11 protein-coding genes and 1 riboswitch are annotated in these 11,392 nt (G+C 68.2%); of the genes, 4 read left to right on the top strand and 7 right to left on the bottom strand.

Annotation, left to right across the window (positions count from 1 at the left end; genetic code table 11):
• The 3 genes from NX780_RS14780 to NX780_RS14770 form a co-directional block, all read right to left on the bottom strand.
• On the bottom strand, positions 1-791 hold a 791-nt coding region (locus NX780_RS14780; RefSeq protein ID WP_258828631.1), incomplete at its 3' end, for a DODA-type extradiol aromatic ring-opening family dioxygenase.
• Between the two features lie 52 nt (positions 792-843).
• Positions 844-1,755 (bottom strand): hypothetical protein, encoded by a 912-nt coding sequence (locus tag NX780_RS14775; protein WP_258828630.1) that lies wholly within the window; start codon positions 1,753-1,755, stop codon positions 844-846.
• Between the two features lie 5 nt (positions 1,756-1,760).
• Positions 1,761-3,965 carry a M1 family metallopeptidase gene (locus NX780_RS14770; RefSeq protein ID WP_258828629.1) on the bottom strand — a complete coding sequence of 735 codons (2,205 nt, stop codon included), beginning with the start codon at positions 3,963-3,965 and terminating at the stop codon, positions 1,761-1,763.
• Positions 3,966-4,102: 137 nt separating this feature from the next.
• A riboswitch (cobalamin riboswitch) is annotated at positions 4,103-4,342 on the top strand.
• Between the two features lie 84 nt (positions 4,343-4,426).
• On the opposite strand from NX780_RS14770, the gene NX780_RS14765 reads away from it, so the two are divergent.
• The 4 genes from NX780_RS14765 to NX780_RS14750 all read left to right on the top strand — a co-directional run bounded on the left by NX780_RS14765 (position 4,427) and on the right by NX780_RS14750 (position 8,411).
• Complete coding sequence (locus NX780_RS14765; RefSeq protein ID WP_258828628.1) at positions 4,427-6,388, top strand: TonB-dependent receptor family protein; 1,962 nt, start codon at positions 4,427-4,429, stop codon at positions 6,386-6,388.
• Positions 6,388-7,278, top strand: coding sequence for a cobalamin-binding protein (locus tag NX780_RS14760; protein WP_258828627.1), 891 nt, complete (start codon positions 6,388-6,390; stop codon positions 7,276-7,278). The genes NX780_RS14765 and NX780_RS14760 overlap by 1 nt, the downstream gene beginning before the upstream one ends.
• A 144-nt stretch (positions 7,279-7,422) precedes the next feature.
• Positions 7,423-8,085: a thiol:disulfide interchange protein DsbA/DsbL gene (locus tag NX780_RS14755; protein WP_258828626.1), complete on the top strand. Its 663-nt coding sequence runs from the start codon at positions 7,423-7,425 to the stop codon at positions 8,083-8,085.
• On the top strand, positions 8,082-8,411 hold the full coding sequence (locus NX780_RS14750; protein ID WP_258828625.1) for a hypothetical protein: 330 nt from the start codon (positions 8,082-8,084) through the stop codon (positions 8,409-8,411). The genes NX780_RS14755 and NX780_RS14750 overlap by 4 nt, the downstream gene beginning before the upstream one ends.
• Before the next feature lie 24 nt (positions 8,412-8,435).
• Here NX780_RS14750 and NX780_RS14745 read toward each other — a convergent pair whose 3' ends face one another.
• Genes NX780_RS14745 through NX780_RS14730 form a run of 4 tightly spaced genes read right to left on the bottom strand, consistent with a single transcriptional unit; the run spans position 8,436 to position 11,239 of the window.
• Entirely contained in the window at positions 8,436-9,038 is a 603-nt protein-coding gene (locus NX780_RS14745; RefSeq protein ID WP_258828624.1) for a DUF6151 family protein, read from the bottom strand.
• Positions 9,035-9,343 (bottom strand): antibiotic biosynthesis monooxygenase family protein, encoded by a 309-nt coding sequence (locus tag NX780_RS14740; protein WP_258828623.1) that lies wholly within the window; start codon positions 9,341-9,343, stop codon positions 9,035-9,037. Before NX780_RS14740 ends, NX780_RS14745 begins: the two co-directional genes overlap by 4 nt.
• The gene (lptA, locus tag NX780_RS14735; RefSeq protein ID WP_258828622.1) at positions 9,340-9,915 is read right to left on the bottom strand and encodes a lipopolysaccharide transport periplasmic protein LptA; all 576 of its coding nucleotides are present in this window, start codon (positions 9,913-9,915) and stop codon (positions 9,340-9,342) included. The genes NX780_RS14740 and lptA overlap by 4 nt, the downstream gene beginning before the upstream one ends.
• Positions 9,916-9,937: 22 nt before the next feature.
• Complete coding sequence (locus NX780_RS14730; protein ID WP_258828621.1) at positions 9,938-11,239, bottom strand: ATP-binding protein; 1,302 nt, start codon at positions 11,237-11,239, stop codon at positions 9,938-9,940.
• Positions 11,240-11,392 lie beyond the last annotated feature (153 nt).

Raw genomic sequence — 11,392 nt, 5'->3', positions numbered from 1 at the left:
CCGAACCGGAAGCTTGAAACGGTCAGGCTCCCGAAGAAATCATCCTCGTGGTACACACAGGCCGCCGGCTCATTCGCAGCCGCCCCCGACGCCACCATCAACGGCAGCAAATGCTCCTCGCGCGGATGCGCCACCCGCGCCATCGGCGCCTCGGCCCACCGCAGCAAGGCCGCATTGCGCTCCGATGGTGGCAAGGCCATCGTCTCCTGCAGCCACCCGTCGAAGGCCTTCGAGGCCACCGCGCCCGACGGCCCGAACTGCCGCAGGTTGTGATACGACAGCCCGCTCCCGATGATCAATACCCCCTCGTCGCGCAGCGGCGCCAGCGCGCGCCCGGCTTCGATGTGGGCCTGCGGGTCGAGATCGCGCCTCAGCGACAGCTGCACCACCGGCATCGCCGCTTCCGGATACACGGGATAGAGCATTGAGAACGTCCCATGATCGAAGCCGCGCTCCGGATCCAGTCCCGCCGGATGCCCGGCTTCAGTGAGCAGTTCCGCGACGCGAGCAGCCAGCGCCGGCTCGCCCGGCGCGGGATAGCTGATGCGGTAGGTATGCGGTGGGAAGCCGCCGTAGTCGTAGATCATGCCGGGCGCGGCGCCCGAGGACACCATGAAGCCCCGCGTTTCCCAGTGGCTGGTCACCACCAGCACCGCGCGCACCGCATCCGGCGCGTCACGGCGCATGGCCTGCAGCGAGGCTTCCAGTTTGTCGTAGGCGGGGCCGTATTGGTCCTTCATCCACGGCCAGGGACCGCCGCCGTGGGACACGAAATAGCTGGGGAGAGTCATGAGGGCTCCGGTGAATCGACATCGAAGCCCCCATGGTAGCCCAGGACGGAGATCAGCGTGGGCGGGCCAGCTCGATCAGGCCGAACAGGCGGGCGCAGCGCATCCAGGCCAGGGCCAGCACGGCCAGCTGGGCCAGCACGAGCCCGGCCAGGAAGCTGCCCACGCCCAGCGCCGGCACGTTGATGCGCGCCACCGCCAGCAGTCCCGCCAGGCCCAGTCCCAGGATCGTCACGCCGAAGTAGAAACCGAGGATGGCCAGCGGCCGGCGCGCCAGCAGGCGCAGGCCGGCGACCCAGGCCAGCACGGCCGAGGTGCGGCGGCGCTCCAGCGCCAGCTTGGCGCGCCCGAGGTCGAGCGTCGCATGGGCCAGCAGGAGCAGCAGGGCGGCAACGATGGTGGCGCCGAGCCGCGCGTTATCGGCCGAGGATTCCAGCACGCTCGAGGCCGCGTGGTCGGCGGCGGCGTCGCCCGCGATCCCGGCCAGGAAGCCGGCCAGCCCGAGCGGCACGATGGCCCACAGCAGGGTGCGCAGCAGGCGACCGTATTCCTGCACGCCGCCGGCGGCCAGGGCCGCGAAGCCCAGCGGCGCAGGCGCCCGCGCGGCCGTGATGGCGGCGCCGGTGAGGAGCGGCGACAGCAGCAGCGTCATCACCAGGGCGACGATCGCGCCGCTGCCGAGCGCCGCGGCGAACTGCGGGTGCAGGCTGGCCAGGTCGGTCATCGCGGCCAGGTCGAGGCGATGGGCGTAGGCGGCCGCGCCCACGGTATGGTCGAAGGCGGCGCCGAACATGCGCCACACCGGCAGGCTCGCCACCAGGGCGGGCAGCAGCAGGCCGAGCAGCCAGAGCAGCATCAGGCGCCATTGCAGGGCGGGGCGCAGGGCGTGCAGGAGGCCGCGCTTGGCGCCCGGCGCGGCGGCGTGGCCGGCCTGGGACGATTCGAACGGCGAGATCGTTGGATGCATGGTCGTCATACGGTGGCGATGAAGGAGAAGAGGAGTTGGACGAAGGCCATGGCGTCGCTGGCCCAGCGCGTCGAGGCGCTGCGGTCGGCGACCAGGGTGCGGCTGTCGTCGAGCTTGTTGACGTCGAGGTAGTGGCTGCGGCGCGGGTCGAGCTCGGCCGACACGGCTTTCGCCGGCTTCACCCAGCTAAAGGTGCGCCATTTCTCGTCGCCCTGCCAGGCCACGGTCTCGCTGCTGCCGTCGGCGAAGCGCACCACCAGGGTCTGGGGGACGCTCGCGCCTTCGCGCCGCACCGTGACCTGGGTGCGGAAGGGGTAGGGGCCGCTGCCTTCCTTGGCGTTCGGATTGGCTTTCTCCCAGTCCTTGCGCGCCTTGGCGATGCGCGCGTCGAGGGCGGCCTGGGTTTCCTCGATCCGCTTGCCGTTCTCGAGACGGGTGCCGGCCAGCGGCAGCACTTCCTCGCTCTCGATCGTGGCCACGCGGTCGTCGACGCGGGAGACGGCGTAGATCTGCTTCGCGAAGACGTCCTCGACCGCGGCGCGTTCGCCGCTGCCGTCGGCCAGGGCCTCGCGCAGGTCTGCCACGCTCGGGTGGCGGAATTTCCAGCGGCGGTAGTATTCCTTGAAGCCGCGTTCCATCGCCTCGCGCCCGATGCGCTCCTCGAGGTCGCGCATCACCAGCGCGGTACGGGTATAGACCGGCCCGATGCCCTGCAGGCGCTGCCAGGCATTCTGGCCGGGGGCGTCGGCCGGCCGGTCGCGCGGGCTGGTGGCGCGCGTGATGTCGAAGGGATCGAAGACCGGGTCGATGCCGATGCGCTTGAAGAAGGCCGGCATCGGGTGGGCCTGCTGGCCGCGCTCGCGCAGCATGCGGCCGTCCCAGTACTCGTTCAGGCCTTCGTCCAGCATCGGCTCTTCGAATTCGTTGCTGGCCAGGATGCCGTAGAAGTAGCCGTGGCCGAACTCGTGGATGGTCACGCCCTCGAGCATGTACTCGTCGAGCGAGTTCTTCGCGACGTCAAGGTGGCCGGATGCGGTGATGAAGGTCGGATATTCCATCCCGCCCGCTTCCTCCGCGTTGTAGGGCGGGATCACCACCGTCAGCGTGCGGTAGGGGTAGGGGCCGAGGGTGCGCGAGAAGTAGGTCAGCGAATCCTTGGCCGCCTTCATGGCCGGCTTGGCGCTGGCCTCGTATTCGGGCGGATAGAGCACCTGCACCGTCACGGTCGGGCTGCCCGGACCGGTCCAGGTCTCGACCAGGGGAGGGGCAGAGCGCTTGTCGGCGGTCCAGGCGAAATCGTGCACGTCATGCTGCACGTAGCGGCGCGTGACCATGCCGTTCTTCTCGCTCGGTGCGCCCTGCAGTTCGCCGGTCGCGCCCACGGTATAGCCTTTCGGGACCGTCAGGCTGACGTCGTAGCTGCCGAAGTCGGCGTAGAACTCGGACTCCATGTGGAATTCATGGGCGTTCCAGCGCGGCGCGGTGGCGCCGCGTTCGCCCGGCAGTTCCAGCACCGCGATCTTGGGGAACCACTGGGCGACCAGGTGGAAGCTGCCGAAGTAACCGGTGCGTGCGATCACGCGCGGCAGCTGGGTGGTGAAATCGATGTCGAGAGTCGTGCTGGCGCCGGGCGCCACGGCTTCCGGCAGGTCGAAGCGGGCCACGGTATGGTCGGTGGCCGGGCCGCCGTCGGGCTGGACGAAACGCCACGGCACGCTGGCCGCGCCCTGGCGCACGCTGGAGAGAAGGATGTGGCCCCATTCTCCGTCCCCGATGTCGACGCCGCTGCGGAAACCTTCGCCGCGGTGGCGCTGTTCGGTGAAGAAGGTGCTGCCGGCGCCTTCGAAGGCGTTCATGTAGAGGTGCACGTAGACGCTGCGCACCGGTACCGCGCTGCGGTTGCGCCAGGTGAGGGCCTGGCGTCCCTTGACGAGGTGCTTGTCCGGGTCGAGCGTGGCCTCGATGCGGTAGCTGACCACGCGGTCCGACAAGGTGGCATGGTCGCCGGTGCGCACGCCGCCCCAGGCGGCGGGCGCGCTGGGGATGGTGACGGCGGCGGCGCCGGGCGCGGCCAGCGCGATGCCGTCCAGCGAGGGTGTCGGGACGGGTGGAGGCGCGTCGGCCTGGGCCAGCCAGGCGATAGCGCCGCCGGCCGCGAGCAAGGCGGCGGCGAGCACCGCGCGCAGCGTGCTCCGTGCTTGAATATGCATGCAGGACTCCCTGTAATGGCAATGCGTTGTTGTTTGAATGCGAATATAGCCAGAAGAGCAAAAAAACACCATGCACATGCGATAGAACGCAAGATTCGGGGAACGGCGCGCAAAAAACGCGGCAAGGCTTGTCAGGTTATAATCGCCGCCGTTCTGGTGCCCGCGCAGGCGATCCGTCTGTGCAGTTAAACGGGAAACACGAGGCAAAGGCGCTGCGCGCCCGCGCCGAGGTGTGCTGCCCCCGCAACGGTCAACAAGCATCGCGCAGGTCTTCGAGACCCGGCGATAGGCTGTTCTAATTACCACTGTGCATCGCATAGGAAGGTGGAACAGTCCGTCTTGCAAGCCCGGATACCGGCCAGGACAGGGGGAAGCGCGCACGCGGCAGGGCCGGTGCTGCGACTTCCGTTGACTCCGGTGTGCGGGGACGCAGGCCGGTGCTTTTACCGAGAACATCCACAATGAACTTTGCTGCCTTCCCAAGCAGCGCGCCGGCCATCAAGCCGTTCGCGCTGGCCTGCGCCTTTTCCCTCTCCGTCCTCGCCGCGAACGCCTTCGCCCAGGACGCGACCGTTCCCGAGATCGTCGTCACCGGCGCGCGCTTCCCCGCGCAGGTCTCGCTCGCGCCGATCGGCGCCACCGTCATCACGGCGGAAGACATCCGCCGCGCCGGCGCTTCGGACGTGAATGCCGCGATCCGCAAGATCGGCGGCGTATTCGGCCGCCAGAGCCTGGACGGCTCGCCCGACTTCGCCCTCGACCTGCGCGGCTTCGGCTCCAACAGCAGCCAGAACATGGTGGTGCTGGTCGACGGCGTGCGCCTGAACGAGAACGAACTGGCCGGCCCGGTGCTGTCCTCGATTCCCGTGGACACCGTCGAGCGCATCGAGATCCAGCGCGGCGGCAGCAGCGTGCTGTACGGCGAAGGCGCGACCGGCGGCGTGATCAACATCATCACCAGGCGCGGCGCGCAAGCCGGCTACCACGGTTCCGTGGTGCTGGAAGCCGGCCGCTTCGACCAGTACGACGCCCGCGCCTCGGTCCGCCACGGCGAGGGTCCGCTGTCCTTCGACCTGGCCGCCGCACGCCAGGGCACCGACAACTACCGCGACAACAACGCATTCCGCCAGAAGACCTTCAGCGGCGGCTTCCAGTGGGCCGCGAACGGCGCCCGCCTGGGCCTGCGCGTCGAGAGCGCGCGCCAGGACATGCGCTTCCCGGGCTCGCTGAGCATGGAACAGTTCGAAGACAATCCGCGCCAGACCCTGACCCCGAACGACTTCGGCAGCTACGCCAGCGACCGCGTCACCGCCTTCGCCGAGAAGCGCGTCGACAACGTGGAATTCGCGGCCGAGCTGGCGCACCGCGAGCGCAAGGTCGAATCGACCTACGACTTCGGCGGCTTCCTCTCAGCCGCGACCTACGACACCCGCCACACCCAGTTCTCGCCGCGCATGCGCCATAGCGCGAACCTGGGCGCCGGCCTGAACGAATTCGTCGCCGGCGTCGACCTGAGCCGCTGGGAGCGTGCGACCAGCCTCGGTTCGGATGCGCGCCAGACCTCGGAAGCCTACTACCTGCGCGACGAGATGCGCCTTGCCGGCGCCGCCAACGCGCGCCTGGCGCTGGGCGCCCGCCACGAGCGCTTCGAGAAGAAAGAGACCAACGCCGCGCTGGCGGTGCCGACCGGCACCCAGACGGTGAACGCCTGGAGCGCGGAAGGCAGTGTCGACGTGGCCGCGGGCGTCACCGTGCACGCCAAGGCCGGCCGCAGCTACCGCCTGCCGAACGCGGACGAGAACGGCTACCGTTCCAGCACCGGCCTGCTCGACGTCCAGACCTCGCGCGACCTCGAGCTGGGCGTGACTGCCGGCACGGAGGCCCGCCGCATCGCCGCGCGCCTGTTCCGCCATCGCCTGAAGAACGAGATCTTCTTCGATCCGACCCTGAACGGCGGCTGGGGCGCCAACACCAACCTCGACCCGACCCGCCGCCAGGGCCTGGAAGTCGAAGGCCAGATGGCGATCGGCCAGGCGCTGCGCCTCACCGGCCAGTGGCAGCGCGTCGACGCCGAATTCACCGAGGGTCCCAACGCGGGCCGCGAGATGGTGCTGGTGCCGAAGAACGTCGTGACCGCGCGCCTGGCCTGGGTGGCCGCCGGCCCGCACAGCGCCGACATCGGCGCCCAGTGGGTCGACCGCCAGCGCTACGGCAGCGACTTCAGCAACAGCTGCAGCACGCGCATGCCGTCCTTCACGACGATCGATGCCCGCTACGCCTACCGCACCGGTCCCTGGGAAGTCGCCGTCAGCGGCCTGAACCTGGCCGACCGCCAGTACTTCAGCAATGCCTTCGGCTGCCGCTCGGGCATCTATCCGGGCGACGGCCGCCAGCTGAAGCTGGCGCTGCGCTACGACTTCTGATGCGCAGCCTGACGCGCTTTGCCGCCGTGCTGCTGGCGTCGTTCACGCTGGCGGCCCAGGCCGCGCCCGTCACCGTGGTGGATGACGCCGGCCGCCGCGTGACCGTCAGGCAGCCGGCGCAGCGCGTCATTTCGATGGCGCCGCACGCCACCGAGCTGCTGTTCGCAGCCGGCGGCGGCGCGCGCGTCGTCGGGGCGATGAACTACAGCGACTACCCGGAAGCGGCCAAGACCATCCCGCTGGTGGGCAGCAACAGCCAGATCGACATGGAACGGGTGCTGGCCCTGAAGCCGGACCTGATCGTGGTCTGGCATACCGGGAACACGGCGCGCCAGATCGCCCAGATCGAGAGCCTGGGCGTGCCGGTCTTCCACAGCGAGCCGCGCCGCCTGGCGCAGGTCGCCGACAATATCGAGCGCCTGGGGCAGTTGCTGGGCACCGTGCCGGCGGCGCAGGCGGCGGCCGGGGCCTACCGGGCGAAACTTTCCGGCCTGGAGGCGCGCTATGGCAAACGTCCGCCCGTCACGGTGTTCTACCAGATCTGGGACCAGCCCCTGTACACCCTCAACGACGCCCAGATCGCCAGCGATGCGATCCGCGTCTGCGGCGGGCGCAATGTGTTCGGCGGCTTGAAGGTGGTGGCGCCGGAAGTGAGCCTGGAGGCGGTGATCGCGGCCGATCCGGAGGCGATCATGGCGGGCAAGCGCTACGACCCCGCCAACCCGGGGCTGAAGCTGTGGGAGCCCTACCGCAGCATGACGGCGGTGAAACGGGGCAACCTGTTGACGGTGGATGGCGAACTGCTGACCCGCCCGGGCCCGCGGGCTGTCGACGGCGCGGCCGCCCTGTGCCAGGCCCTGGAAGGGGTACGGCAGCGCCGGCCGAAGTGATTACGCTTGCGAAACCGGCATCGCTCGCCCGTAAGCCCAGGTTAATTCCGTAAGCAAATGCAAAAAACGCCGGTCTCCCCGGAAGGAGAGGCGAAAAAGTGGTAATCTGCCCGCGTTTGCTCAATCAACTGTGGAAGGAAACCCATGCGTTCTCTGCGTTTTGCCCTCATCGCCGCCACCCTGGCCGCCAGCACCGCTTTCGCGTCGCCGACCGCCCCGGTCAACGGCGCCGATTACACCACGCTGGCACAGCCGCAGCCGACGCAGGCGACGGGCAAGAAAGTCGAGGTCATTGAATTCTTCGCTTACCACTGCCCGGCGTGCAATATGCTCGAGCCCTCGCTGAACCAGTGGATCAAGAAGCAGGGCGACAACATCGTCATGCGCCGCGTCCACCTGCCTTTCCAGGGCCCGGCCGATCCGGAAGCGCACCTGTTCCTGACCCTGGAAGCGATGGGCAAGCTGGAGGAATACCACCCGCGCGTGTTCCAGGCCGTGCACGTGCAGCGCCAGCGCCTGATGAAGGATGACGCCATCATCGAGTGGGCAGCCAAGAACGGCCTGGACCGCGCCAAGTTCATGGAAACCTGGAATTCCTTCGGCGTGACCAGCAAGCTGCGCCGCCTGCAGACGCTCTCGTCGAACTACAAGGTCACCGGCACCCCGACCATTATTATCGACGGCAAGTATGTCGTGTCGCCGAGCCAGGTGGGCGAGGCCAACAAGATCAACGGCGTCGAGCCGACCATGCAGGCGACCATGCAGGTCATGGATGCGCTCGTCAAGAAGGCGGCAGCCACGAAATGAGCAAGGATGTCGAACGCGAAGTCCTCAAGATGTACGATGGGTCCCGGCCCAACGAGGACGACCTGTTTGAAACCAGCAATGTGAATCACTTCGCATGGGGGCTGGCGGTCTTCTTCGCCGGCCTCGCGGTCTGGCTCGCCATCGCCCTGGTGAATGCCGAGAACCAGCGCTATGCGCTGATGACGAATAAATGCCCCGATCCGCTCTTCAAGGGCGGCATCGACAAGGCATGCCTCGTGACCGTGCGCTCGCGCGACCACTGGTGGGAACACCTGTGGTACGGCTTCACGCACGTGCGCGTCACGCCCGAGCACAGCGAACGCTGAGCGTTCGCCGGCCTCGTTCCTCCCTTATGCCTGGCGCTGGCCCTGCGGGGTCAGCGCTTTTCTCTCTTCCAGCGACAGCACCTGCACCGGCTTCACCGGTATGCCCGTGTGCGCCTTGAAAAACGGATTGTCGCGGTAGCCGCCCGTCAGGCGCGCCTTCGCGATCATCGTGCCGATCTTGCATATGGCCCAGGCCATGGCCAGGCCGCTGGACGATACCGGCGCGGCGGCGGACTTCGTGTTGACCCGGCAGCGCAGGGCGCCCAGCTCATGGTCGAGCTCCTCGCCGGACGCATCCAGGCAGGCGCGCACCAGGCCGACATAGGCGGTGGTCTGCTCGCGCGGCGTGTTGCCGATCGGGGTACGGCAGCAGCTGGCGTACCAGCGGTAGATCCCTTTCGGGCCGAGCGACATGCAGGCCAGGTGCTCGAGGCCCGCCTCGAAACGGACGGCCGCGGGCAGGGTGGCGGCGACCTCGGTGCCGCCTGCCGAGTCGAGCACGTCCGTTCCCAGGAAGTGGCCGTAGGCCTGGCAATCCTTGCAGTAGCAGACGGCGCGCGACGCCACGCGGCTGCTATCGACCTGGCCGTGCAGCTTGCCGCAGCGGCAGCGTAAGTTCAGTGTCATGATTGGCCTCCCATGTCCATGACGAGAGTGTAATGCTCGACGGTCGGGAACGGATCATAGAAATGGTGGAGCAGGGCTTTCCACACCTGGTAGCCGCTTGAACCGCGAAAGCCCACGGTGTGGTCTTCCAGCCTGTCCCAGTTCACCAGCAGCACGTAGCGGTTGCTCCGCTCCAGGCAGCGCTGCAGCTGGTGGGAGCGGTAGCCGGGCATGCCGGCGATGATCTCTGAAGCCTGGCGGAAGGCCGCTTCGAAGGCAGCTTCCTGGCCGGGGCGCACGTCGAGGGTGGCGACTTCGAGGATCATTGCGCCGCCTTGCCGGCCAGTGCGCCGGCCGGCGGCGCGATGCGGCTCGGCGGCAGGATGATGGTGTTGCGGCCGGCGCCCGGACGGTCTTCGCCGCTGGGCGTGTTGCGCATCACGTAGAACTCCTTGCGGCTGTCGTAGGCGATGTACTCGCCGCGCGCTTCTTCCGGCAGGCGGTCGTTCGCGGTGCGGCGGATCGTCGCGCCGGAGAACAGCTTGACCGTGGCCGCGCGCTCGTCGTACTCGACGCGGTCGGCCTCGCCTTCGATCCAGCGCTCGCCCGGCCCGTCGGCCTTCTGGCGGAAGCGCACCTTGCCGCCCGCGCCGGCCGCGAGCCAGGCGCGCTGGTAGCCGTCCGGCGAGCGTTCGACGCGGCCGCTGTCCGCTTCGATTCTCAAGGTGCCGCGCGTGATCACGACGCCTCCCTTTACCGTCATGATGCCCGTGACGCCGTCGGCCTCGCAGGCGCGGCAGCTGATTTCCGTGGGTTGGAAGGCGTCGGCCTTTTCAGCCTGCGCCAGTGGAACCATGGCGAGCAGCAGGGCCGGGAGCAGGGGTCTGAAACGCTTCATGTTTGCTTTCCTTGGTGGTAAATCATGCTGGCAGGGTGATGACGAAGCGCGCGCCGCCCAGCGGCGAGCTGTCCACGCGCACCGCGCCGCCATGCAGGGCGACGGCCTTGCGCGTGATCGACAGGCCGAGGCCGAAGCCGCCCGTGGCGCGGTCGCGGCTGCGGTCAAGCCGGTAGAAAGGTTCGAAGACCTTGTCGCGCTCGTCGACCGGAATGCCGGGGCCGTCGTCGTCCACGACGATCTCGACCGCGTTGGCCGTGCGGCTGGCCGACAGCAGGATGCGGCCGGTCGCGTATTTCTGGGCGTTGCGCAGCAGGTTGCAGACGGCGCGCGCCAGCAGGCGCGGATCAAGCTCCAGCTCGCCCAAATCGTCGGCGACGGTGCAGTCGAGCGCGTGCGGGGAGGGCGGCAGCATCTGCGTGCACTCGCGCAGCAGCGGAGCCAGTTCCGTCGGCGCGGCCTGCAGGTTGCGGGCGCTGTCGAGTTTGCTCATGTCGAGCAGTTCGCCCACCAGGGCGTTGAGCTCGCGCAGGTCGCCTTCCATGGCCTTGACGCGCTTGCTCAGGTCGGGGTCCTTGGCGCGGGCGTCGAGCAGCTCGAGCCCGAATTCCAGGCGCGCGATCGGGGTGCGCAATTCGTGCGAAACCGAATGCAGCAGGCTTTTCTGGGCTTCCAGCAGGTCTTCGATGCGGTCGGCCATGTGGTTGATGCGCTCGGCCAGCGGGTAGGCGGTGTCGGAGGGCTTCATCTGGGCGCGCGCGGTCAGCTTGCCGCTGCCGAATTCGTCGGCCACCCGCGACAGCGCCTGCAGGCCCTGCCAGTGCGAGCGCGACCATAGCGCGATCGGCACCAGGAGCGCCACCGCCACGATCACGTAGCGCAGGGCCTCCATCTTGAGGGCCTGGTCGATGTCGATCGGCAGGTTCTGCGCATGCAGCACTTCCTCGTGGCTGCCGATGTAGCGCTCGCCCTCGAGGTCGACGCGGCGCCAGAAACTGCGGTTGGCGGGATCGAGCACGATCTCGCCGCGGTCCAGGGCCGCACGGCGCCCGCTCGCCAGCGCCGCGCGCACCTCGGCCAGCGGCACCAGGTCATAGCGCACGTTCGACACCACGCGCACATTGTTCAGGCGGGTGAGCCATTCGTCGCTCGGCGCCTTGTCGACGTACTGTTCCAGCAGGAAGATCTGGGCAGCCGCCTGGCGCCGCGCGATGTCGTCGAGCGGGTCGCCGAACAGGCGGCTGAACGCGAAGTAGATCACGAAGGTTGCCCCTGTGATCGACAGCATGACCAGCACGAAGAAGCGGAAGAAAATCCGGTTCACATGCCCATCCTGCATAACTCGCGGTGTCGTACAAGGTAATACATGGTTTCTCCTTGGCGGCATTGTATAGGAGCAAGGATGGCAATGCGCATTTCCAGATGGATGGCCCCACCAAGAGAGAGGCCTTACAAATTGATGACAATTCCTCGACAA

The sequence above is a fragment of the Massilia agri genome, assembly GCF_024753255.1.
Lineage (GTDB): Bacteria > Pseudomonadota > Gammaproteobacteria > Burkholderiales > Burkholderiaceae_D > Telluria > Telluria agri.
This window is presented reverse-complemented; position numbering and strand designations above follow the sequence as displayed.